21 protein-coding genes are annotated in these 23,628 nt (G+C 70.6%); 10 read left to right on the forward strand and 11 right to left on the reverse strand.

Going from position 1 to position 23,628, the window contains the following annotated elements:
* Positions 1 to 120: 120 nt before the first annotated feature.
* The 4 genes from ACLQ2N_RS24500 to ACLQ2N_RS24515 form a co-directional block, all read right to left on the reverse strand.
* Positions 121 to 483 carry a WhiB family transcriptional regulator gene (locus ACLQ2N_RS24500; protein WP_425816291.1) on the reverse strand — a complete coding sequence of 121 codons (363 nt, stop codon included), beginning with the start codon at positions 481 to 483 and terminating at the stop codon, positions 121 to 123.
* Positions 480 to 1,160, reverse strand: coding sequence for a CE1759 family FMN reductase (locus ACLQ2N_RS24505; protein ID WP_425816292.1), 681 nt, complete (start codon positions 1,158 to 1,160; stop codon positions 480 to 482). The genes ACLQ2N_RS24500 and ACLQ2N_RS24505 overlap by 4 nt, the downstream gene beginning before the upstream one ends.
* Positions 1,157 to 2,254 (reverse strand): LLM class flavin-dependent oxidoreductase, encoded by a 1,098-nt coding sequence (locus ACLQ2N_RS24510; RefSeq protein ID WP_425816293.1) that lies wholly within the window; start codon positions 2,252 to 2,254, stop codon positions 1,157 to 1,159. Before ACLQ2N_RS24510 ends, ACLQ2N_RS24505 begins: the two co-directional genes overlap by 4 nt.
* A 131-nt stretch (positions 2,255 to 2,385) precedes the next feature.
* On the reverse strand, positions 2,386 to 2,778 hold the full coding sequence (locus tag ACLQ2N_RS24515) for an SsgA family sporulation/cell division regulator (RefSeq protein ID WP_425816294.1): 393 nt from the start codon (positions 2,776 to 2,778) through the stop codon (positions 2,386 to 2,388).
* Positions 2,779 to 3,114: 336 nt separating this feature from the next.
* Between ACLQ2N_RS24515 and ACLQ2N_RS24520 the strand changes: the two genes are divergently transcribed.
* The 5 genes from ACLQ2N_RS24520 (at position 3,115) to ACLQ2N_RS24540 (ending at position 8,312) form a co-directional block, all read left to right on the forward strand.
* On the forward strand, positions 3,115 to 3,546 hold the full coding sequence (locus ACLQ2N_RS24520) for a hypothetical protein (RefSeq protein ID WP_425816295.1): 432 nt from the start codon (positions 3,115 to 3,117) through the stop codon (positions 3,544 to 3,546).
* A gap of 100 nt (positions 3,547 to 3,646) precedes the next feature.
* Positions 3,647 to 4,306, forward strand: coding sequence for an alpha/beta hydrolase (locus ACLQ2N_RS24525; protein ID WP_425816296.1), 660 nt, complete (start codon positions 3,647 to 3,649; stop codon positions 4,304 to 4,306).
* Positions 4,307 to 4,765: 459 nt separating this feature from the next.
* Entirely contained in the window at positions 4,766 to 5,737 is a 972-nt protein-coding gene (locus ACLQ2N_RS24530; RefSeq protein WP_425816297.1) for an SMP-30/gluconolactonase/LRE family protein, read from the forward strand.
* 372 nt (positions 5,738 to 6,109) lie between these two features.
* A complete protein-coding gene (locus ACLQ2N_RS24535; protein ID WP_425816298.1) occupies positions 6,110 to 7,159 on the forward strand; it encodes a helix-turn-helix domain-containing protein in 1,050 nt (349 codons plus the stop codon).
* 163 nt (positions 7,160 to 7,322) lie between these two features.
* Positions 7,323 to 8,312 carry an alpha/beta hydrolase gene (locus ACLQ2N_RS24540; RefSeq protein ID WP_425816299.1) on the forward strand — a complete coding sequence of 330 codons (990 nt, stop codon included), beginning with the start codon at positions 7,323 to 7,325 and terminating at the stop codon, positions 8,310 to 8,312.
* 137 nt (positions 8,313 to 8,449) lie between these two features.
* On the opposite strand, the gene ACLQ2N_RS24545 is transcribed toward ACLQ2N_RS24540, so the two are convergent.
* Both ACLQ2N_RS24545 and ACLQ2N_RS24550 read right to left on the reverse strand, forming a co-directional pair.
* A complete protein-coding gene (locus ACLQ2N_RS24545) occupies positions 8,450 to 10,693 on the reverse strand; it encodes a helix-turn-helix domain-containing protein (RefSeq protein ID WP_425816300.1) in 2,244 nt (747 codons plus the stop codon).
* A 267-nt stretch (positions 10,694 to 10,960) separates the two neighbouring features.
* Complete coding sequence (locus ACLQ2N_RS24550) at positions 10,961 to 11,467, reverse strand: carboxymuconolactone decarboxylase family protein (RefSeq protein ID WP_425816301.1); 507 nt, start codon at positions 11,465 to 11,467, stop codon at positions 10,961 to 10,963.
* Positions 11,468 to 11,586: 119 nt separating this feature from the next.
* Between ACLQ2N_RS24550 and ACLQ2N_RS24555 the strand changes: the two genes are divergently transcribed.
* The 3 genes from ACLQ2N_RS24555 to ACLQ2N_RS24565 all read left to right on the forward strand — a co-directional run bounded on the left by ACLQ2N_RS24555 (position 11,587) and on the right by ACLQ2N_RS24565 (position 15,402).
* Positions 11,587 to 12,567, forward strand: coding sequence for a pirin family protein (locus tag ACLQ2N_RS24555; RefSeq protein ID WP_425816302.1), 981 nt, complete (start codon positions 11,587 to 11,589; stop codon positions 12,565 to 12,567).
* Between the two features lie 10 nt (positions 12,568 to 12,577).
* The gene (locus ACLQ2N_RS24560; RefSeq protein ID WP_425816303.1) at positions 12,578 to 12,919 is read left to right on the forward strand and encodes a GNAT family N-acetyltransferase; all 342 of its coding nucleotides are present in this window, start codon (positions 12,578 to 12,580) and stop codon (positions 12,917 to 12,919) included.
* A 149-nt stretch (positions 12,920 to 13,068) separates the two neighbouring features.
* Complete coding sequence (locus ACLQ2N_RS24565; protein ID WP_425816304.1) at positions 13,069 to 15,402, forward strand: ATP-binding protein; 2,334 nt, start codon at positions 13,069 to 13,071, stop codon at positions 15,400 to 15,402.
* A gap of 79 nt (positions 15,403 to 15,481) precedes the next feature.
* Here the strand turns inward: ACLQ2N_RS24565 and ACLQ2N_RS24570 are convergent, their stop codons facing one another.
* The 5 genes from ACLQ2N_RS24570 to ACLQ2N_RS24590 form a co-directional block, all read right to left on the reverse strand.
* A complete protein-coding gene (locus ACLQ2N_RS24570; protein ID WP_425816305.1) occupies positions 15,482 to 17,197 on the reverse strand; it encodes an MFS transporter in 1,716 nt (571 codons plus the stop codon).
* A 215-nt stretch (positions 17,198 to 17,412) separates the two neighbouring features.
* Entirely contained in the window at positions 17,413 to 18,150 is a 738-nt protein-coding gene (locus tag ACLQ2N_RS24575; protein WP_425816306.1) for a YoaK family protein, read from the reverse strand.
* A complete protein-coding gene (locus ACLQ2N_RS24580) occupies positions 18,131 to 18,655 on the reverse strand; it encodes a DoxX family protein (protein WP_425816307.1) in 525 nt (174 codons plus the stop codon). Before ACLQ2N_RS24580 ends, ACLQ2N_RS24575 begins: the two co-directional genes overlap by 20 nt.
* 45 nt (positions 18,656 to 18,700) lie before the next feature.
* The gene (locus tag ACLQ2N_RS24585) at positions 18,701 to 19,363 is read right to left on the reverse strand and encodes a hydrolase (protein ID WP_425816308.1); all 663 of its coding nucleotides are present in this window, start codon (positions 19,361 to 19,363) and stop codon (positions 18,701 to 18,703) included.
* Positions 19,364 to 19,489: 126 nt separating this feature from the next.
* Positions 19,490 to 21,367 (reverse strand): amidohydrolase, encoded by a 1,878-nt coding sequence (locus ACLQ2N_RS24590; protein ID WP_425816309.1) that lies wholly within the window; start codon positions 21,365 to 21,367, stop codon positions 19,490 to 19,492.
* A 440-nt stretch (positions 21,368 to 21,807) separates the two neighbouring features.
* On the opposite strand from ACLQ2N_RS24590, the gene ACLQ2N_RS24595 reads away from it, so the two are divergent.
* Positions 21,808 to 22,779: an alpha/beta hydrolase gene (locus tag ACLQ2N_RS24595; RefSeq protein ID WP_425816310.1), complete on the forward strand. Its 972-nt coding sequence runs from the start codon at positions 21,808 to 21,810 to the stop codon at positions 22,777 to 22,779.
* Between the two features lie 46 nt (positions 22,780 to 22,825).
* The gene (locus tag ACLQ2N_RS24600) at positions 22,826 to 23,548 is read left to right on the forward strand and encodes an alpha/beta fold hydrolase (RefSeq protein ID WP_425816311.1); all 723 of its coding nucleotides are present in this window, start codon (positions 22,826 to 22,828) and stop codon (positions 23,546 to 23,548) included.
* Positions 23,549 to 23,628: the final 80 nt, after the last annotated feature.

Here is a 23,628-nt window from a genome sequence, read left to right on the forward strand (position 1 = left end):
CCTGGCCTTTCTCGGCCTCGCCGCAGCACTCTGCTGCTACAAACGACTCGCCCGACACGCCACATAGGACACGGTCTTAGTTCTGGGCGTGCGCTGTCATGAGCCTCGAAGGCCGGTCAGTCATGAATCAGCCCAGCTGTCCACGTGCGCGGCGGCGCGCCGCGCGGACGACGATGGAGTGGTCGTCGAGCGGCGCTCGGCTTCCGTTCGTCCGCCCCAGACGCCGAACCTCTGGTCGGTTGTCATAGCGAAGAGTCGACAGGGATCAATCACGGGACACCGCTGGCAGATGGCGCGTGCCGCCTCCTCGCGTCTACGGCGCGCCTGGACCCTCTCGCCGGTCGGCGAGTAGAAGACCGAGCTGTCCACACCACGGCACGCCGCGTCGGCCTGCCAAGCCCACAGCCGCAGGAGGGGCTTGGTCTGCGGCTTGCCCTGTGGCCTTCCCTGTGGCGTGCGCTGTGGCTTGAACGGTGTCTTCATCGGATGCTTCGTCCGTGTGCCCGCGGGTCTGATGAGAGAGGGGCGGTCGCAGGAACAACCGCGGAACGCACTTGCCCGGTCGGCGGCTTCAGCGCGGCGAGTCGTTGCTCGAAGGGCAGCACGGCGGGACTCTCACCAGCCGGCCGTCCGGCCGTCGAGGGCCCGGTCATCAGCGCCGCCAGTTCGCCCGCGGCCCGTTGGATCCGACCGTCGAGCCCTTCGGCACCCCAGTCCTCCGAGGCTGCGTAGACCCCGGTCGGGACGACGACCGCCTTGAGGTGGGTGAAGAGCGGGCGCAGCGCGTGGTCCAGGACCAGAGAGTGCCGGGCCGTGCCACCCGTCGCGGCGATCAGCACCGGCTTCCCGGCCAGGACTCCCTCGTCCTGCACGCTCAGCACGTCGAAGAACGCCTTGAACAGCCCGCTGTACGAAGCCGAGAAGACCGGTGTGACGACGACCATTCCGTCGGCCGCCGCCACCGCGTCGAAGGCGGCGCCGAGCGCCCGCCCAGGGAACCCGTTGGTGAAGTCGTGCGCGATCTCCACCGCCAGGTCCCGCAGTTCGACCACGGTCACGCCCGCCGAGGTCCGATCTGCGGCACCGACGGCCAGCCGGTCGCCGAGCAGCCGGGTGGAGGACGGGACGCTGAGTCCCGCCGAGACGACGACGAGCCTCATGCGCGGACTCCTGCCTCGGCGGCGGCACGCAGGGACGCGTGCGTCGGCGCGTCCGGCACGTTCGCCGGACGGTCCCTCGCGAACTCCTTGCGCAGCACCGGCACGACCTCCTCGCCGAGCAGGTCCAGCTGCTCCAGGACGGTCTTCAAGGGCAGCCCCGCGTGGTCCATCAGGAACAGTTGACGCTGGTAGTCACCGGCGTACTCACGAAACGACATGGTCTTTTCGATCACTTGCTGCGGTGAGCCCACCGTGAGCGGCGTCTGCTCGGTGAACTCCTCCAGCGACGGGCCGTGGCCGTACACCGGTGCGTTGTCGAAGTACGGCCGGAACTCGCGCACCGCCTCCTGCGAGTTCTTCCGCATGAACACCTGCCCGCCGAGGCCGACGATCGCCTGCTCGGGCGTGCCGTGCCCGTAGTGGGCGTATCGGTTCCGGTAGAGCTCGACCATCCGCCTGGTGTGGTCAGCCGGCCAGAAGATGTTGTTGTGGAAGAAGCCGTCGCCGTAGTACGCGGCCTGCTCGGCGATCTCCGGGGAGCGGATCGAGCCGTGCCAGACGAACGGCGCGACCTCGTCCAGCGGGCGGGGCGTGGACGTGAAACTCTGGAGCGGTGTGCGGAACTTGCCCTCCCAGCTCACGACATCCTCGCGCCACAGCCGGTGGAGCAGGGCGTAGTTCTCGATGGCGAGGCTGATGCCCTCCCGGATGTCCTTGCCGAACCACGGGTACACCGGCCCGGTGTTGCCGCGCCCCATCATCAGGTCCACCCGGCCGTCGGCCAGGTGCTGGAGCATCGCGAAGTCCTCGGCGATCTTCACCGGGTCGTTCGTGGTGATGAGGGTGGTGGAGGTGGAAAGGATCAGCCGCTCGGTGCGCGCCGCGATGTAGCCGAGCATCGTGGTCGGCGACGAGGGCACGAAGGGCGTGTTGTGGTGCTCGCCGGTCGCGAAGACGTCGAGCCCGACCTCCTCGGCCTTCAGCGCGATCGCGACCATGGCCTTGATGCGCTCACGCTCGGTCGGTGGGCGGCCCGTGGTCGGGTCGGGGGTGACATCACCGATGGTGAAGACGCCGAACTGTGTGGCGGTCATTTCGCTCTTCCGGGTCACGCGGAATTCCTCTCGGGTTCGTACGGGCTGGGGGGGGCGATCGGGCTGGGGTGACGGTCGCGGCGCGGCGCACGTCCTGGGTGCTCGCCAGATGCGACGTGCCGTCGTCTCCGTCAGCCGCCTGTTCCAGTGAGTTCACTGATGGCGCGGTTGAGGTCCAGGTGCCGGCCCTCCGCTCCCTCGGGAACGAGCACGAAGGTCCGGAGAAGGAACGTGGCAACCTCCGCAGTCGCCATCTCGACCAGCGCCGTGCCGGAGCGGTTCCTCAAGACGACGCGCACGGAGTCCGGGTGCGGGTGGCGACAGGGCATGACCACCACGTCACCGTCCCCGGTCGGCCGATGCAGCCCCTCGGCCAGCAGCTCGCGGGCGAACACCCAGTCGACGGGCCTTTCCATCGGCACGCCGATGGAAAGGCGCACGGCATAAGGGTCCGCCATGTCGTAGTGCAGGTCCGCGGACAGCGGAGCGGACAGCCCCTTCAGGTCGCTTACGTGCGTCGTCACTGGGCATGTGACCGTGCTGAGACGCTGAACCATGGTTGCCCCAAAGGATGATTGCAGAAGCGGTTCTCTACGCCTGACACTAAATTCCGTCTGCCGCTGCGGGTTGACGGGGAACGCACGGAGTATTGCCCGTGGAAGAACTGCCCTCCGGCCCACGTCTCCGTGAATTCCGCCGCCTCGTCGGCAGTCGTTCCGGCAACTCCGCAGTGCCGTGACAGCAGTGATCCGGAAGGGGTTCGCGACGCTGTACGGGCAGACCGCTGCCGAGATACTGCGAAACGCGGATTCCGGGCACTTCCGAACGCTTCCCTGGGCGTCCTTGAAAGAAGGTGACGCATGCCTGTATCTGGGACTCGAACGCCCCCACCGGCGGAGACGTCTTCGAAGAGCGAAGCCGAATCCTCACCGACGGCCGGGAACCTCGTCTTCCTCGACGCTCGGCACTCCCGGCACCTGCGCGGCGACGAGTTCGTGTTCTTCCGCATCCCCTGCTCCTGTCTGGGGAGCGCGCAGGCCGAGGTACGGCACCTGGCGGGCCTACGGGCCAGCGCGGCCGGCGGCGTCGCGGCGCTGGTGTCGCAGTTCCTGGCCGCACTGATCGGAGAGGACGGGCTGTGGAGAACGGAGAACAGCAGGCGGCTCGCCCTCAACGCCGTGGACGTCATCGCACTGCTCGTCGCTGAACTCCTCGCGCCCTACCGGTCCGGTTCCCCCGAGAACGGCGGCGAGATGCTGGCCCGCATAGGTCGTACATCGAAGAGAACCTGATGGACCCGGACCTGTCGCCGGAGTCGATCGCGCGCCCACCACATATCAGTCCGCTACCTGCACAAACTGTTCCAGGGCGACGGTACGACGGTGGGTACGCATGTACGGCAGCGCAGGCTCGCCGCCTGCCGCTTCGACCTCGGTCGGGTGTCTGGCCAACCCACTGCGCGGCCTGACCTGCGACGCCGCCTACCTTGCCTCGCTGATCTCGCAGATCGACGGCCCGGTCGTCCTGGTCGGCCACTCCTACGACGGTGCGCTGATCACGGTGGCGGGCACGGCGGACAACGTCGTCGGACTCGTCTACGTCGCCGCCTACGCGCTCGAAGAGGGTGAAAGCCCGAGCGAGGTGCAGGGCCGCTTTCCCAATTCCCCGCTCGTCGACAGCCTGAAGCAGTGGACCTACACGGACGACGGGGGCAAGACCGCCACCAAGGTCACCATCGGCCCGGAGGCATTCCCCTCAGTCTTCGCCGCCGACGTCTCCCCGTCCGTCGCCAGGGTGCTGGCGGCATCGCAACGCCCCTTGGCCGCAGCGACGTTCACCGAGGCAGCCTCCGCGGCGGCCTGGCGGACGAAGCCCTGCTGGGCCCTCGTGGCCGGCGCGGATCAGGCGATCAACCCCGAGGTCGAGCGCTTCGGAGCCCGGCGGACCGGTGCGACGACCGTGGAACTGGAAGGCGTTTCCCACGCGGTCGCCGTCTCCCGGCCGACGGCGGTGGCGGACCTGATCCGCGACGCCGTTCGCGCGACGAGTTGATGCCTGCGGCGACGCTTCTCCCGCCTCGCCCTGGTACATGGGCACGAGCAGGCCATAACGAGGGCACGGAGAGACAAATGCGCCGTCCGTCAGTTCCTAGAGTCACTCACGTGCCAGGGATGCCCCGCGCGACGAAGTCTGCGCGCGTGTCCTGACGGCAGCCCTCCGAAGGAGTCACCGAGGCAGGTACAGCGCGGCCGTACCCGGCTGAGTCATCCGTCTCGGTCTTCTTCTCCCGGCCGTCCGTCCGGGGTGCTCCCCCACCGTCGCGGGATGTCGTCCTCGCGGGCGCTCCAGCCGCGGCCCGGGCCGCTCGCCGCGGCACTGGCTCTCTCCGGCGACGAAGTCATCAGTGCCACAGCCGGCTTCGGACCGCGCCGGCGTTTCTACGCCGGCGCGCGCTGCCCCGCCCCACGCACGATCCCGCAGAGAAGCAGAACCGAGAGAAAGCAAGAGACAATGGCTACAACCATGCAGGTCAGGCGGACCGCCCTTCTGGCCGCGGCCGCGGCGGCTGTCCTCGCCGCGACCACCGCCGGGGCGGCGACCGCCGCCACCGCCCCCGTGTCCGACGTGCGCTTCGTGTCGCATCTGGACATGACCGACGGGCAGCGGCCGGAGAACATCACCCTGGAACCCGGCGGCAGCGCCGATGTCACCTTCGCCTTCAGTCGCCAGGTCGCCCGCATCACCCCCACCGGCCGAGTGCACGTCCTCGCGACCCTGCCGGCGCCATCGGCCGGCGCCGGCACTCCCGTCCTGGCCTCGCCCTTCCTGGGCGGCATCGTCCGGACCGATGACGGAACGCTGTACTTCTCGTACGCCACCGGCAGCAGCGACCTGACCGGCGTGTGGCGCCTGCGCCCCGGCGGCACGGCGGAGCGCATCGCCGCGCTCCCTGCCGACAGCTTGCCCAACGGCCTGGCCCTCGACCGGCACAGCGGCCGGCTCTACGTGGCCGACTCGGCCCTGGGCACCATCTGGCGGGTGCCCACCGCCGGGGGCACCCCCAGCCCTTGGGCCACCGCACCCGAGCTGGAAGCCGCCGGGTTCCTGGGAGCCAACGGCATCAAGATCCACAACGGTGCCGCCTGGGTGTCCAACCTGGACAAGGGCACTGTGCTACGCATCCCGCTGACCCGCCACGGCGTTGCCGGCCGAGTCGATACCCGTGCCGCCGGCCTGGTGAACATCGACGACTTCGCGTTCACCGGCCCAGGCGACACCCTGATGGCCGCGATCAACGCGGACAACGAGGTCGTCCTGGTCAGGCCCGACGGCACTCACACCGTGGTGCTGACGGCTGCCGATGGTCTGGAGAACCCGACGTCCCTTGCCGTACGAGGCACCAAGGCATCCATCGCCAGCGGCGCCTACTCCACGAACCAGGACCCCAACATCCTCTCGGCCCGGATCACCCCTGGCAGGTAAGGGCAGCGGAGGCGGCCCACCGCAGGGCCGCCTCCGCCGGACGACCGGATGTCCTGTCCGGCGCGGCAGGACCTCTTCTCGCCTCATGGCGCCCTCTGCACCGCACCCGGTCCGCACCGCACCGCACCGGATGCCGCTGTCCGCTCCCGCCATTTCTGCCTGTGGTTCTGCCTGGAGACCGAAGTGCTCCCCTGGTTGGCTGTGTTCGCGGGCGAGAACCCCCCGGACCGCGCGCAAGCAGGCCGGTCGCGCTCCCAGCGAAGTCGCTGCCCGTACAACGAGCCGCCCGGTCCTGCCGGGCGCCGGCCCTGCCTTCCGGGGGGCCAGCCGTCCGTTGCAGCCCTTGAGTCACTTCCCTGAAAGAGGAGCAAATTGAGCTCGGTGTTGACGACCACCTCGGTGCCGGACCAGGACAGGGTCGCCTACTGGAACGATGCGGTGAACAGGACGCTCGTGCCGGTGGCCGTCACCCCGCACGGCGACGGCCTCTTCGACGCCCGGATCGCCACCAACCGGCTCGGGTACCTCCAGGTCTCCAGCATGGAGGCCGACGCGGAGCACGTCAGCCGCACTCCGGCACTGATCGCCCGCTCGTCCGAGGCTCTGGTGGCCGTCGGTGTGCAGATATCGGGCACGGCCACCTTCATCCAGGACGGCCGGCGGGCCGAGGTGGGTGAGGGAGACCTCGTGGTGTGCGACAGGAGCCGACCGTACTCCTTCGACTACCCGCAGCGGTTCGCCACCCACGTCTTCCAACTGCCCCGCCGCATGCTGGGCGTGCCGGACAGCGACCTCCGGGAGGTCACCGGCCACGCCATCGGCACCCGCCACGGCTTCGGCGCGGTACTGCTCCCGTTCCTGGCATCCCTGGCCGCCTCGCCGGACGCCTACCCGCCGGCCGTCGCGGACCGGTTGGCAGGCAATGTCGTCGACCTGTTCGCCACCCTGATCACCGAGCGGGCCCACCCGAGCGGCACGGAGGCCGAGGACACCGCGCGCAGCCATCTGCTCCTGCGCGTCCGCGACCACATCAACCGGCACCTGGGTGACCCGGACCTGTCGCCGGAGAGCATCGCCCGGGCGCACCGGATCTCCACCCGGTACCTCCACCGGCTGTTCGAAGGCGAGGGGACCACGGTCGGGCGGCTCATCCAGAAGCGGCGCCTGGAGGAGTGCGGCCGCGAACTGGCCCGCCGGGGCAGGACAGCCCCGACCGTCTCCGCCGTCGCCCAGCGGTGGGGCTTCGTCAACCCCGCACACTTCAGCCGCGTCTTCCGCGCCGTCTACGGCGTCTCCCCCCGTGAGTGGCGGGACCTGCGCACCCCCCAGGGCGGCATCGCACCATCTCCCGCGGGCAGACCCGCGCCCTCGTCCGCGCCGGCCGGCCGGCCGGGGGCCGACCTTGCGCCTGCCAGGGGGTAGGGTGCCCGCTCGGAGCCGTGCCGGCTGCCCCGCGCCCCCCCGGCGGGCGTCTGTCCCGGCCCGGCAGCCGCACCATCGCTTCCCCGCCCGGCGACCATGATGCGGTGTGCCGCCCACCCCCTTCCTCCAAGTTCTTCCCTTGGCCCTCTCGGCAGGAGACCGTGTGACCGACCTCCCTCGCTCGCCCCTTCGGCAGCCGGTCCTGGACCACCCCACGCGAGCGTTCGTGGACAGGCACGCCTGCCCTCCGCCGGGGCGCGACACGGACCTGGAACAGGTCCGTCTGGACCTGGTCCGGCTGCAGGGCGAGGACGGACCGCCACAGGAGCAGGACACCTCCACGGAGTGGTTCGCACTGCCGGGCGGGCCGACCGGTCACGTACGGGTGAAGGTGGTCAAGCCCGCCGACAGCGTCGGCAGAATCCCGGTGGTGCTGTTCCTGCACGGGCTGGGCTGGGTCCTGGGTGATGCCCGCACCCATGAGCGTCTGGTGCGCGCGTTCGCCCTCGGTACGGACGCGGCTGTGGTCTTCGTCGAATACGAACGCGCCCCCGAGGCGCGGTATCCGGTCGCCATCGAGCAGTGCTACGCGGTCGCGAAATGGATCTGCGAACGAGGCGGCGAGATCGGTCTGGACGGGAGCCGGATGGCCGCCGTGGGCGACTCGGCCGGCGGCAACCTGGTGGCGGCGCTGACCCTCCTCGCCAAGGAGCGCGGCGGGGTGCGGCTGCTGCAGCAGGTGCTGCTCTGCCCCATCACCGACGCCGACTTCGACACTCCCTCGTACCAGCGGTTCGCCAGGGGCTACTTCCTCGGCCGCGAGACCATGCGCTGGTTCTGGGACCAGTACCTGCCCGATGCGCGGCAGCGCGACGAGGCCACCGCGTCACCGCTGAAGGCGACCCTTGAGCAACTCACCGGGCTCCCTCCCGCGCTGGTGGTCACCAGCGAGGCGGACGTGCTGCGAGACGAGGGCGAGGCCTATGCGGCGAAGCTCCGGGCGGCCGGAGTCTCGGTGGTCTCCATGCGGTACCACGGGACGGTCCACGGCTTCATGCTGCTGGATCCGCTGCGCAACACGGACGCCGCCCGTGCGGCTCTCACCCAGGCCCTCGACACCGTGCACGTCGCCCTGCACCGGCACCGCGGCTGATCGCCTCCGCTCCGGGCCAGGTGGACGCGGGTGCGCGGAGGTCTTCCCCGTACGCGAGCGGGCGGTGCCGGGGGCGTGGGGTGCGGTTGCGGGACGGAGATACGGACCCCTACGGGCGGCGCCCGGCCCGGTGTCGCTCACTCGGCGGGGTGCGCGTCCAGGAGTTCCTGTGCTGTCCTCAGGTGGCTGCTGTCGGCCGCGTCCTTGAGTGCGAGGACCTGACGGAAGCAGGAGCGGGCTTCCTCGGCTTCTCCCAGCTCGTTCAGCGCCTCACCCAGACCCAGGAGCGTGAGGCCCTCCAGGATGGTCTGGCCGGTGCGGTGGGCCTGATCCACCGTTTCCCGATAGAACTCGGCGGCCTCGTGCCATCGCCCCAGAGCGGCGTAGTCGTGACCGAGGGCGCCGGTCGCAATGGCACGGTAGGTGTCGGCGGCGTGCCCGGTCACCGGGCATTCGGGCGCATCGAGGAAAGTGATGACGCGCTCGTGCTGGACCAGGGCTTCCTCGGCACGGTCGAGGTCGCGCAGGCAGCCTCCGTAGACGCCTATGGCTCCGATCCAGCCATCGTGATCACCGGCGGCTTCGAACAGGTCGGCGGCGGCGCGCACCTTGTCGAATCCCTCCTGGAGCTCGCCGAACCGCCGGTGCGGAGTCACCGCGTACATCAGCGCCCACGCCTGCTGGGTGGCGTCCTGGGCGCGGCGGGCGAATTCCAGCGCTTCGTCGGCCCGTTCGATGGCTTCCCGGTCCCTGTGCTCGCAGATGCTCAGGGCCCAGGCGCAGTAGTTGAGGTGGACAGCCCGCAGGTACGGGGCGTCGAGTGCGGCGGCGGCTTCGCTGGACAGACGGAAGACCTCGGTCCAATGGGCCCAGACCCATACGCCGCAGAACCATCCCATGGCGTCGGCGGTCTCCACGACCAGGGCGTGCTCATTCCTTTGGGCGGCGCCGCGCAGCGCGGCAAGCCAGGCGTGGGCCTCGCTCTGGAGCCAGTCCCGGGCCTGTTCGGCACTCTCCAGCGAAACCAGTCCTTGCCAGGAGGGCGGCGGCGCCCCGTACCCGGGCTTGTACCAGCGGCCGGCGACCGCGGCCGTCTCCAGCAGCCAGGTCCGCAGCCGATCCTCGGCCGCCTCCCGCTCTGCGGGTTCCTCCTCGCGAGAAAGATGGGCGCGGGCGAAGAGTCTGAGAAGGTCGTGCAGTTGGTAGCGCCCTGTGTAGGTGGCCTGCACCAGGCCGGCCTCGATCAGCTCCTCCATCACGTCCTCGGCCTCGAAGACGCCCGTCGCGGTCAGCGCCGCTCCGTAGGCGGCGGTCATGTCCGGCCCCGGGACCAGGCTCAGTAGCCGCAGCATCCGGGCGGCCTGGCCGGTCAGCTGCCGGTAGGAGAGTTCGAACGCCGCCTCCACCCGCACATCACCCGCGACCAGGGCACCCAGCCGGCGCTCCTCGTCGGTGAGGCGACGGACCAGATGGTCAACGTTCCACCCGGACCGGACCGTCAGCCAGTTTCCCGCCACCCGCAAGGCCAACGGCAGACGTCCGCACAGTTCCGCGACCCGCGCCACGGCCTCCGCTTCGGCGTCGGCGCGCGCCTCGCCCAGGATCCGGCGCAGCAACTCGACCGCCTCCGGCTGCGCCATCTCCGACAGCGCCAGCCGGTCGACGTCCTCCAACCCGGTCAAGGGCCGCCGGCTGGTGACCACTACCAGACTCCGGCCTCCGCCGGGCAGCAACGGCCGGACCTGTCCCTCGTCGCGGGCGTTGTCCAGGACCACCAGGCACCTGCGCTCAGCCAACAGCACCCTCAGCAGTCCCGCACGACCCTGCGGATCCTCCTGCGCCAGCCGTCGGTCGGGCACGCCGAGGGCTCTCAGCAGCTTCAGCATTGCCTCACCCGGGTCCAACGGGCCCTCCACCCCGTGCAGGTCGACCACGAAGCACCCGTCAGGGAAGTCTCCTGCCAGGTCCGCTGCCGCCTTGAGCGCCAGCGCCGTCTTCCCGCACCCCGGAGGACCCGAGACGACCGAGACCGACACCCCGACGCCCGCGCCTGAGCGTGCTGCGGCCTCTGTCAGCCGCGCCAGCTCACGATCACGCCCCGTGAAGTCCCCCACAAGCCGTGGCACGGCGGTCCTCGCCATCGCGCGCGTCGAACGCGCCGCCCGCGCCGCGACGAGCAGCGACTCCAGCTCCGCGTCCGCCAGCCCCAGCCCTTCCGCCAGCGCCACCACCGTGCGTCGCTGCGGAACCCGGCTGCGCCCCCGCTCCATGTCGCCGATCGCCCGGACGCTCACGCCCGAGACGTCGGCCAGCCCTTCCATCGTCAAACGGCTCCGCTGCCGCAGACCCCGTAGCACCACCGCGAACGACTTCTCGGACACGACCGCCCCCTCCTTCTCCCCCGACGGAATAATACGGCGTGTTTCTCCAGGTCACGGGCTCCGAGCCGGGGTGCCGAAGTCCCAGCGCCGTGATGAGCGGACGGAGGCCGTGGGCCCGTCGGCAGGTCCACGGAATGCGGGGCCGCAGCGTCCTGGCCACCTCCCCCAGGCACGGACAGGCCACATGTGGTGCACCGACGGGCAAGGCCCCTTCCCCGGCCGCCCTACCGTCGTCCGGACGGTGTTCACCCACGAACGAGGTGGTGATCATTCACTCGGCGATCCGGTTGTCGAGGGGATCCTGCGGACGTGGTGCTTGCTCAGGACGGAGACCCGGTTGAACGCGTTGATGGTGATCGCCACCCAGATCACCGCGGAGATCTCATCGTCGTCGAGGACCTGGCGAGCCGATTCGTACGCACTGTCCTGTGCGGTCGCGTCCGCCGGATCGGTGGTCGACTCCGCCAGGGCGAGTGCCGCGCGCTCCCGCTCCGTGAAGAGTCCGGTATCGCGCCACGCAGCCAGCACGCCCAGCCGCTGGACGGACTCGCCGGCGCGCAGCGCGGCCCTCGTGTGCACGTCGAGGCAGAAGGCGCAGCCGTTGAGCTGGGAGACGCGGAGGTTGATCAGCTCCACCAAGCGGCGGTCCAGGCCCGCCTCGTCGGCGACCGCGCGGACCGCTTCGGCCGCCGCGACCAGCGCACGGTAGGCCTTGGGGCTCTGCTTGTCGATGAAGACCCGGCGGCTCGCGGGGACTGCTGCGGTGTGACTCAACGTGGGCTCCTTCGGGGCCGCTTGCGCCCTCGCTCGGTCTGCCGAGCGAAGGCAGGACATGGACTTACTATCAGCATTATTGTTGAATATGAAATTATCTTCGCGTGAGAGGGAGTGCGATGAGTAACGTCGACACGGATCCCACCGGCCTGCTCGGGGGTGCCGCGGAGCACGGCGAGAGCGCCTCGCAGGTCGACGTGCTGACCGCGCGGGACGTCCCGTTGGGCGGCCCGAGAGCGATGACGGTCCGCCGGACGCTGCCGCAGCGTGCCCGCACGCTGATCGGGGCCTGGTGTTTCATCGACCACTACGGCCCCGACGACGTCGCCGACACCGGCGGCATGGACGTCGCTCCCCACCCCCACACCGGCCTGCAAACCGTGAGCTGGCTGTTCAGCGGAGAGATCGAACACCGCGACAGCATGGGCACCCACGCGCTGGTACGGCCCGGTGAGCTGAACCTCATGACCGGCGGTCACGGCATCAGCCACACGGAAGTCTCCACCACCCGCACCACGGTCCTGCACGGCGTGCAGCTATGGGTGGCTCTGCCCGGAGAACACCAGCACACCGGCCGTGACTTCCGGCATTACGTGCCGAGCCCGGTCCGGGTGGGCGGGGCGGAAATCAGCGTGTTCCTCGGGTCTCTGGCCGGCGACACCTCTCCGGTGCGGACGTTCACTCCCCTGCTCGGCGCCGAACTCCTCCTCGCACCACGCTCCACGACGACGCTCCCGGTGGACCCCGCCTTCGAGTACGGACTGCTGGTCGACCGGGGAGACGTCCGACTCTCCGGAACACCCCTCCGGCCGACGGAACTCGGATACCTGCGCACGGGAAACGACACACTGACACTGACGAACGAGACGGACGCCCCCGCCCGGACGGTCCTGCTCGGCGGGACACCGTTCGAAGAACAGATCGTCATGTGGTGGAACTTCATCGGACGCAGCCACGAAGACATCGCGGAAGCCCGGACGGCGTGGCAGAACGCGTCCGACCGGTTCGGCAGCGTCGCAGCGTACGACGGCGACCGTCTGCCCGCGCCCGCCCTGCCGAACGCCACCCTCGCACCGCGCACCAACCCGACACGTCACTGAAAGGCACACCATGACCCAGCCCGCCGCCGCTCCCACTGTCCGGCGAGTGCACGCCAAGCACCGTTACGAGATCCTGGTCGACAGCGCGAAGGCAGGCCTCACCGCCTACCGGGACCGGGATGACCAGCGTGTTTTCTACCACACGGAGATCGACGACGCCTTCGCCGGACAGGGCTTGGCCGCGACACTCGTGCAGCAGGCCCTGACCGACGTACGCGCCTACGGCAAGCGCATCGTGCCGGTCTGCCCGTACGTCGCGAAGTTCCTCAGGAAGCACGAGGAGTTCGCCGACATCACCGACCCGGTGACCCCCGAAGTCCTGCAGTGGCTGGAGGCCGAGCTGCGACACTGACCGCCGCGCCGCCGCCGCCCTCCCCCCCCCTCCTCCTGCCGCGTGCGCTCGCGGAACCGCGGCCCGGCGCTCCTGGTCGGCCGCCGTAGAGTCTTCCTCGCCGCAGGACGCCCCGTGTTGTTCGGGCCGGCGGTTCGGACCCGGACGACGTGAGGGAACAGGTGGAGTCGGTGGCCGACGCGGGTGGTGAGGAGTTCGGGGCGCTGTTGCGGCAGTCGCGGTTGAAGGCGACTCTGACGATCGAGGCGCTGGCGGAGGCGTCGGGGGTGAGTGTCCGCGGGATCGGGGATCTCGAGCGGGGGCGACGGGCGACTCCACAGCGGGGAACGGTCGCCGCGCTGGCGGACGGGCTGGGGCTGGGCGAGGCGGAGCGGGAGCGTCTGCTGGCCGCCGCACGGACGGGCCGTCAACCCCGCCACAGCACGGTCGGCGTGCGCGCCTTCCCGCGCGGCATCCACCACTTCGTCGGCCGGGAGGCGGAGCTGACACGGCTGACGGCACTGGCCGACCAGGCAGCCTCCGGACAGCCGGTGGTAGTGGCGCTTCCCGGACCTCCGGGGACGGGCAAGACCACTCTGGCACTGCACGCCGCCCGAGCGCTGGCCGACCGCTTTTCCGATGGGCAGCTCATGGTCGACCTGCGCGGCATGGACGACGCCCCTCCCGGTCCGGCCGAGCTGATACTCCGTGTCCTGAAGGCGCTGGGGGTGGCGGACCGGGACCTGGCCAAGGCCGGCCCGCAGGGCCACCCTGAGCTGTACCGGCAGGCGCTGGCTGAACGCTGCTGCCTGCTCGTGCTGGACAACGCCCGCGACGAAGCGCAGGTCCGCCCGCTCCTGCCGAGCGCCGGCGCGGGAATGGTGATGATCACCAGTCGAAGGATGCTCACCGGCCTGGAATGCGTCCACCGCCTGCCCCTCGGCGAGCTCTCCCCCGCGGAAGCCGCCACCTTCCTGACCACGTTGGTCGGCCAGGAGCGCGCGGATGCCGACCCGACCGCGCTCGCCGAGGTCGCCCAGCGGTGTGCGCATCTGCCGCTGGCCCTGCGTGTGGCGGGAAACTGGCTCGCCACCCGCACCGGCTGGACCGTACGCCGCCTCGCCGACCGTCTCGCGCTCGAAGAGCGCCGCCTGGACACCCTGACCGCCGGTGACCTGCATCTCTCGGCGGCCTTCGAGCTGTCCTACCGCCAGCTCACCCCCAAAGCAGCCCGCCTGTTCCGGCTGCTGGCCCTGGTCGACGGCCCCGATGTCGGCGCCGCCGGTGCCGCCCAGCTGACCGGGCAGTCACTGTTCGACACCGAGGACACCCTCGAGGAACTGGTCGAGACCGGACTGCTGGGAACCGACCAGGACCGCTACCGCTTCCACGACCTGCTGCGCCTGTACGCCCGCAGCCGGCTGCAGGCCGAGGAGCCCGACGGGAACGCCGAGGCGGCCCGGTCGGCATTGCACCGCTGGCTGCTCGACACCGCGGTCGTGGCCGGGCGCTGGTACGAACCCGACCACGGCGCCCCGCCCCCCTCCTGGCAGGGCACCGTCGACCTGTCCACCGCCGAACACGCCCGCAGGTGGCTCCAGGCCGAAGGCAACAACTGGCTCGCTGCCCTTCACGCGGCCGCCGCGGCAGGGGACCACGCCACCGTCGTGGAGGTCGCCGAGGCCCTGCACTGGTTCTCCGACCAGTGGATCTTCTGGGGGCACTGGCCCGAGGTCTTCCGAACCGCCGTCCGAAGCGCCCAGGCGCTCGGGGACCCGCTCGTCGAAGCCACCCAACTGAACTACCACGCCTGGGCCCTGCTGATCTGCGAGGGCCGCCACCGCGACAGCGTCGAGCGCTCCGCCCAGGCCCTCGCCGCCGCCCAGCGCGCCGAAGACCTCCCGCAGCAGGGCTGGTCCCACTACTACAGTGCCTGGGCCCTCGGTCTGCTCGGCGACCACGCCGCGGCGGCGCGGCACAACCGCGAGACAGCCAGGCTCTTCGAAGCCGTCGGTGACCTCCACGGCACCCTCCAGGCCAGGAGCAGCACCGCCCAGAACCTCTCCCTGGGGGGCCGGCACGAGGAATCCATCACGGAGATCGTGCGCACCCTGGCCTTCCTCGATCAGGCCGGTGACCGCATCGAACCGCATATCGCCGCGTTCACCCGTACGACGCTGGAGATGAACATCGGCCTCGCCCACACGGCGCTTGAGGACTGGTCCGAGGCCGCCGAGCACCTGCGCTCCGCCGCGGACCTCTGGCGGGACAGCGGTAACCACGGTCTGGAGAGCCGCACCCTGGTCCGGCTCGGTGACGCCCTGCGGGCCGCCGGCCGCCGCGACGAGGCCCGCACCGCCTTCACCCGCGCTGTGTCCCTCGGCAAGGCAGCCGACCCCAGCAGCCTCGCCGGCGCCCGCGATCGCCTCGCTGAGCTCGGCACCCACCGGGAACCGTCCGCGGAGCAAGGCCAGGCGGGCTGCCGTACGACCGGAACCGAGTAGGCCAAGCCCATGCCTGCTGCCGGAGGCAGGACTCGGGGGCCGGGCCACACGCGCGCCCGACGGCCCGGGTCCTGGTTTGTCAGCCATCGCGACCGGCGCCGAGGACCGGCTCCTCGTCCTCACCCCGTCCGGTGAGCGTCGCCACCCCGGCCCTCTTCTCCGTCCCGGGGACCACGGGCCCCGCGGCGGCATCGAAGGCGTGGGTCACCTCCGGTGCGGTGCCCTCCACCAGCAGACGGCGGGCCCGCTCCTCGTCACGGTGATCGGTGGCCGTGAGTCTGCTGTGGTGCTGGGCGAGATGCCCCTGCCACGAGCCGACCAGGTAGTTCTCGACGAATCGCTCCGGATCGGCGCCGTCCTGGAAGAGGCCCCACGTGACGGCTCCCGTGCGCCGACGCGAACGGGCCACGCGCTCCATGCAAGCGGTGAAGGCGGCGCTGTTCGATCGGTCGACCCGGTACACCACGGAGACCAGCACGGGGCCGTCGGAGAGTCCGGGCTCGAACACCAAGGGCGGAACGGGCCAGTGATCGGACGGAGTCGGGTCGATGCCATCCATGCCGTGCAGCGGCCGCCGCCACGCCGCCACCGCGCCGGCCAGGAGCAGCCCGCTGCCGGCCAGGAGGGAGACGGTCAGCCCGGGACCGTCGGCCAGCGCGCCCCACACGGGTGCCGCCAGCGCCTGACCGCCCTGGAACACCAGGAGGTAGACGGCGAGTCCCCGGGCCCTGACCCAGCCCGGCAGCCTCGTCTGAACAGCCGCGTTGAGGGTCGACAGCACACCGATCCAGGCCACACCGGCCGGCAGCAGGGCGACCACCGCGAGCCAGGGGGTCCGCGTCGTGGCCAGGAGCGCCAGCACCCCGGCGAAGACGACGGCGCCCGCGGAGAGAGTGCCGTTGGCGCCGAGAGCGCGACGCACGGCGGGCAGGACGAAGGCTCCGCCCACGGCGCCGACACCGACTGCGCCGAGCAGCACCCCGTACCCTCCCGAGCCCAAGCCCAGGGAACGGCTCGCCACCAGGGGAAGCAGCGACCACAGCGCGGCGCCGCCGGGGATGAACAGCACTGTCCGCCACAGGACCCGACGGACGCCGGGCGCGTACCAGACGTAGCGGCGGCCGGCGTCGAGGGCCGTCCAGAGTCTCTCGCCCCGGGCCACGGGCTCTTGGACCGGGGAACGCCGCCAGAGGATGAGAACGGCCGCGATGCCGAGGTAGGACGCGGCGTTGAAGGCGAAGACCCAGCCCGCGCCCGCTGCCGCGACCACCGCTCCACCGAGTGCCGGGCCGAGGGCGCGGGCGAGGTTCATGTTGACGGCGCCGAGCGCGGCCGCCTGTCCCAGCTCGCGGCGGTCCACGAGCTCCGGCTGGATCGCCTGCCAGGCCGGTCCCATCAGAGCGGTGCCGCACCCCCGCAGGAAGGTGAGGCCGAGCAGCAGCCCAGGAGTGAGCGCGCCCGCGAAGGCCAGCACGGCAAGCGCTGTGGAAACGGCGAGCATGGCGAACTGCGCGGCCAGCAGCAGCTTGCGGCGGTCGTAGCGGTCGGCCAGTACGCCCGAGGGCAGGGCCAGCAGCACGACAGGGAGACTGGAAGCCGTCTGCACGAGGGTCACCAGTGCGGCGCTGTGCCCGACCAGCAGCCACTGCGCGCCCACTGTCTGCATCCAGCTGCCGATGTTGGAGACCAGCTGCGCGATCCACAGGGCGCGGAAGACGCGCGCGGCGAACGGGGCCCAGGCCGAACCCGGGGCCGGGGCCGGACGGCGGTCTTTCGCTGACGGTATCGCGCTCATGCTGGTCCAGGCCGGAATCGGGGAGAGGCGCCCGGCATCCGGCAATGTCCCAGGCGCCGTACGGGCGTAGCCGATGGCCAATGTAGGAGCGGCCGGTGCGAGCCGGTTGACTGAGAACGCACTGTCTGTGGCCCCTGGGCGCAGTGAACTCGACGAGCTACGCCGGGACGTGCGTCGGCCCCCACCCGCGATGCGGGTGGGGGCCGGCGCCGCGTTCACGACGGCGGCCGGGTCCAGGCGGCGTCGGAGCCCGAGAGGCGATGGGCGGCAGCGGAGGTCATCACGAGCAGTAGCAGCGCCAGGCCCAGGGTGAGGGCGAACTCGGCGTGCAGCAGGACCAGGCCACCGCCGAGCGCTCCCAGGAACATGGCCAGCACGGACAGGATCCGTCGGGCGGGCCGGGGCGCCGACCCACCGGCTCGGCTGGAGTCCGCGGCCAGCCCCGTCAGGGTCAGCGTCAGCACGGTCGTGGTGAGGTCCGGGACGCCGAGCCGCCGGGCGACCGCGTTCTGCATCCCCATGGCGAGGCCGAGGAGCACGATCAGGGTGTACTGGACGGTGGTGGTCATCCTGCCGTCGGAGGCGGCAGCCGTGATGACGGCCGCCGCCACGAGAACCGCCTGCAGTGCCGTGGCCATGGTCAGCAGCCGCCCACGATGTGTCGCGAACCGGGTGCCGAACCGGCCCCCCGCCAGCGCGCCGGCGAGGAAGGCGGTCATCGACACGACGGACGCCGACGCGGACAGCGTCTGGGCACCCGCCAGTGCGAACCCCAGGAAGACCACGTTGCCGGTCATGTTGGCCACGAAGACGTGCCCGAGCGACAGATAGCTCACTGCGTCGACCAGCCCCGTCACCACGGTCAGCGTCAGCATCAGCGGCGGCAGCGGGCCGTGCCGGTCCCCCTTCGGAGGGACCAGCGTGCGGGCGGCGTCAGTCAGCAGCTTGTACATGCGGGATCCTCTCACCGGGGGCGGGCGGGCGGTGCAGTACCACGCGGGTGAGCAGTCCGCTGGCCAGGCCGATGCCGATGGCCGCCAGGCAGATCCACGACGGCCAGGGGGTCAGCCCGAGGAGGTTGTCGGCCGACCAGCGGCCCGGGCCGGTCAGGGCCAGCACCGCTGAGGCCACGACGAGAACCATCGGGTACTCGTAGCCGTCGTTCTGCACCCACAGCCCGTTGTGCCATTTGACGGTGCCGGCGACCGTCATCACTCCCACGGCGGCCATCGCCGCCGCGGGGGTGAGCAGTCCGGACGCCAGGAACAGGCCTGCGCCGATCTGGCCCGCGCCCGCGGCAAGCGCCGTGAGCCGGCCGCCCCGGAAGCCGTCGTGCCGGAACTCCGCGGTTCCGCCCGCCAGACCGTTGCCGTCCAGCCGGAAACTGACCTTCTGCACTCCATGCCCGGCGATGAGGAGGCCCACCACCAGCCGGAGGACCAATAGTCCGGTGTTCATTCGTTCCTGCCTGTTCCTGACGTTCCGGATATCCGTGTGACGAGGTCAGCCGGCGGCGTGGGCGCCCATGACCGCCTGCGCGTAGACGAGCCCGAGGCCGTAGGCGCCGCCGTGCTCCTTCACGACCTCCGTGACGGGGACGTACGACTCGGTCCGCGCCCAGTCACGCTGGAGCTCGAGCAGCACCTGCACCCAGGTGACCGGAATCGCGCCGCCCTGCACCATGCGCTGAATGGCGTGTTCGTGCGCCTGCGGGCTGACACCGCCGGAAGCGTCGGTGACCACGTAGACCTCGTACCCCTGAGAGATCGCGGAAAGGGCGGGGAGTACGACGCAGACCTCGGTCCACAGCCCCGCGATGACGAGCTTCTTGCGGCCGGTCGTCTTGACGGCCTCGACGAAGGCGACGTCCTCCCAGGCGTTCATCGTGGTGCGGTCGATGATCTCCTGCCCGGGGAAGACCGCGGCCAGCTGCGGCATGATCGGTCCGGAGAAGGACTCGGCCGCCACGGTGCTCAGCACGACCGGCACGTCGAAGACCTTGGCGGCCTTCGCCAGGCCCAGGGTGGAGTTGATGATCGCGGTGCGGTCGCCGCTGCCGGTGCCGAAGAACATCTGCGGCTGGTGGTCCACGAACAGCACGGCGCAGTTGTCGGGGGTCAGCAGGTCGATGCTGGGGGCCGCGGTGACGTCGGAGATGGTGACCATGGGAAGAACCTTTCGATGGGTGGGTGAGCGGTCAGGTGACCGCTGTGGTGGGCGACCGTCCGTGGACGGCGCGGATTGGGTGGTGTACCGGGAGGGGCGGTTCGTGGCCGGGCCCCTCCCGGAAGTTCAGAGCGAGAAGCAGGGGTCGAAGAACGTGCTCTCGGTTTCCGGGGCCAGGCCGCGGCGGGCGCGCCACTGGCGGTGCTGCTCCGACTCGGCGGCGGCCTGGCCGAGCAACTCGGCCTGGCGGGAGCCCGACAGGCCCGTGCCCGGCGTGGCCTGGTAACCACCGAAGTGTGCGACCGGGCTCCACCGGGGACTGACCGGCGGAAGCTGTTCGTCGAGGCCCTCGTACTCGGCGGCGGCGTAGACGATCCGGCCGCCGACGACCGTCAACAGGGACTCGATGTGGGGGATCTCCGGCTCGGGCACGGCGAAGTAGTCCTCGGACAGGACCGCGAAGTCGCCGAGGAAGCCCGGCCGCAGGACGCCCTTGAGGCCCTCCTCGCCGGTCAGGGAGGCACCCGCCTCGGTGAACATCGCCAGCGCCGCCTGCCGGTCGACCCGGTTGTGCGGCGGGCGGACGACCAGGTCGCTGACGGTCCGGCCGGTGACCAGCCAGTGCAGGGCGATCCACGGGTTGTAGGTGGAGACCCGCGTGGCGTCGGTGCCGGCTCCGACCGTCAGGCCGCGCTCCAGCATGGCCCGGACCGGTGGGGCGTCCGCGGCCGCGCCGGGGCCGTAGCGGCTGACGAACGCCTCGCCCTGGAACGACAGCCGGTTCTGGACCGACATCGCGCCGCCAAGAGCCGCGATGCGGTCGAGACTGTCTGCGGAAACGGTCTCCGCATGGTCGAACAGCCACCGGTTTCCGGCCGGGAACAGTCCTTCTGCGGAAAGCTTCTCGAATACGGCGAGGTCGCGGCGAATGGTCTCGTCATATGTAGCGTGCAGCCGGAATCCCCAGCCGTTCTCCATGAGGAGCCGTACAGCCTTCTCGAATTCCGATTCGTAAGCGGCGAGCTGCGGCCGCGGCTGGTTGAAGTTCTCGAAATCGGCCGCCGCCCAGGTGAGATTCTCTCCTGCGCCGTTGAGGCGCAGCCATTCATCTCCGTCCTCGGGCCGGGCCATTTCGATCCAGCGGGCAAGGTCCTCGATTTCCTGGCCGGCGGTCTGCGGGAAAAGGTGATAGGCGATGCGCAGCGACAGCTGACCGGCCTTGGCCAGTTCGACGACCGTGCTGTAGTTGTCGGGGAAGTTCTGGAATCCGCCCGCCGCGTCGATCGCCGATGTGAGCCCGAATCTGTTGAGTTCGCGCAGGAAATGACGGGTGGAGGTCTTCCTGTCCTCACCCTCCAGCACAGGCGCCTTGGCCAGCGTCGAATACAGGATCAGGGCGCTCGGGGCGGCCAGCAGCATGCCCGTGGGCTCGCCGTCCCGGCCCCGCACGATCTGGCCGCCCTTCGGGTCGGGCGTGTCCCTGGTGTATCCGGCGGCCTTGAGAGCCGCCCGGTTGAGCACCGCCGACTGGTACAGGTGCAGGACGAACACCGGCGTGTCCGGCGCGGCGGCGTTCAGTTCGGCGACGGTCGGCAGCCGCCGTTCGGCGAACTGCTCGGCCGACCACCCGCCGACCACGCGCACCCACTGGCCCTTCGGCGTCCGCGCCGCCTGTTCGCGCAGCATCGCCAGCCCTTGGCGCAGGGTGCGAACGCCGTCCCAGCGCAGCTCGAGTACGTAGTTGAGTCCGCCCCGGATGACGTGGAGGTGGGAGTCGTTGAGGCCGGGAATCATCCGGCGGCCGAGGGCGTCGACCACCTTCGTGGCCGGGCCGACGTGCGGAGCCACGTCCTTGTCGTCGCCGACGACGATGACGACACCGTCGCGTACGGCTATCGACTCGGCCTTCGGGCGACCCGGGTCGCCCGTATGAATCTTCGCATTGCGGACAACGAGGTCCGCGGGGTTGTCGGTGGCGCTGGGAACCAGCCCACCGACCGGCATCGTGGACACCTTTCGACAACCTCCTGAGGCGTGAACAGCGTCGATTTCGTTTGCATCGACTTCCGACGGGAGAGGGAAACGAGCGGAGAGGACCGGAGAAACTCGCACTCACCGCGCCCATACCCCGCCGAAGTGGATTCCGGGCGGGCTCTCGTGCAAAACGCAGGCCCGGACCCCGGCGGCCCCCGACTTCTTCGCCATCAGGCTATTTGGAGCGCAAGGGTCCGAGTGTCCCGGCAGTGCACTGGAATCGTTCCTCGAGCGCACTGCCCTCCTCTCCATGCGCTGTGAGTTCAGCACCAGTGCGCTGGTGGTCAATCTCCGCCGCGTTCGGTGCCTTAATGTGCGGAGCGACGGCCCCGCAGATATCTGTGTCTGCCCCCGGTCGCCTCGCCCTGCCGGAAAGCCCGGCGCATTCCACGTATCCCAGGAGAACCACAATGTCTGATGCCGTCGAGCCGGTTCAGCCGGTGCTGGAGCCGGCAGCAGCCGCTTTCGCCGAAGCCACCGCCAATCCGCCCTACCTCTTCGACCTGCCGCCCGCAGAGGGGCGCAAGGCCGTCGACGAGGTGCAGTCGGGCGAGACCGACAAGCCCTTGATCGACGAGGAGTGGATCACCGCGCCGGGTGGTCCGACAGGCAGCGTCCGCGCACGCATCGTGCGCCCCGCGGGCGCGGAAGGACCTCTGCCCGTCATCCTCTACATCCACGGCGCGGGCTGGGTCTTCGGCAACGCCCACACCCACGACCGTCTCGTACGGGAACTCGCCGTCGGCGCGAACGCCGCCGTGGTCTTCCCCGAGTACGACCTGTCCCCCGAGGCCCGTTACCCGGTAGCCATCGAGCAGAACTACGCGGTCGCGAAGTGGGTCGTACAGCAGGGCGCGTCCAAGGAACTGGACGGCTCGCGGCTGGCCGTCGCCGGCGACTCCGTCGGCGGCAACATGAGCGCCGCGCTGACCCTGATGGCCAAGAAGCGCGGCGACGTCCCCCTCGTGCAGCAGGTGCTGTTCTACCCGGTCACCGACGCGAACTTCGACACCGGCTCCTACCGCCAGTTCGCGGAGGGCTACTTCCTGCGCCGCGACGGCATGCAGTGGTTCTGGGACCAGTACACCGCCGACGAGGCGGACCGCGCCCAGATCACCGCCTCCCCGCTGCGGGCCACCACCGACCAGCTCACCGGCCTGCCCCCGGCTCTGGTCATCACCGGCGAAGCGGACGTCCTGCGCGACGAGGGCGAGGCATATGCCAACAAGCTCCGTGAGGCCGGCGTCCCGGTCACCGCCGTCCGGTTCCAGGGCGTCATCCACGACTTCGTGATGCTCAACGCACTCCGCGGAACCCACGCCGCCGAGACGGCGATCACGCTGGCCATCGGCACCTTGCGCACCGCGCTCCACTCCGGCTGACACCAGCCCCTCTCGTACACCCACCCAACAAGGAGAATCGCCCGACATGACCACGTCTCCCCTCGCCACCGCAGTTCTCGTGCACGGTGCCTTCGCGGACGCAGCCAGTTGGACGGGGGTCATCGCGGAACTGCAGAACGACGGCATCTCCGTGGTGGCGCCGCCGAACCCGCTGCGCGGCCTGGAGTCCGACGCCGCGTACATCGCCTCCGTGGCCGCTCAGATCGATGGTCCCGTCGTGCTCGTCGGCCACTCCTACGGCGGGGCGGTCATCTCCGTGGCAGGCGCCACCAAGAACGTCGTCGGGCTCGTCTACGTGGCGGCCTATGTCACCGAAAAGGGCGAGAGCCTGGGCGAGTTGCAGGGGCGCTTCCCCCTTTCGCCGCTCGTCAGCAACCTGAAGGAGGAGACGTACCCCGTGGAGGGGGCGGAGCCCGCGGTCGAGGTCACCATCAAGGCCGAGGCGTTCCCGGACATCTTCGCCGCCGACGTTCCGGCCGCCGTTACCGAGGTCCTGGCGACGACCCAGCGTCCGCTGGCCGCTTCCGCGTTCACGGAGACGGCCTCGGCAGCCGCGTGGCGGACCAAGCCCTCCTGGGCACTCGTGGCCGGCGCGGACCAGGCGATCAACCCGGAGGTCGAGCGTTTCGGTGCGAAGCGGGCCGGCGCGACGATCGTCGAGATCGAGGGCGCCTCACACGCAGTGGCCGTCTCCCGGCCCAAGGAGGTCGCCGCTCTGATCCGTGACGCGGTGCGCGCCACGAGCTGACGAAGCGGCGAAGGGCCCTGGGGGGCCCGCCCCCCGGGGGGGGCCCCCCCCCCCCCCCCCCAGGAGCGGGGCCCGCAAAG

The sequence above is a fragment of the Streptomyces sp. DT224 genome (assembly GCF_049844595.1).
Lineage (GTDB): Bacteria > Actinomycetota > Actinomycetes > Streptomycetales > Streptomycetaceae > Streptomyces.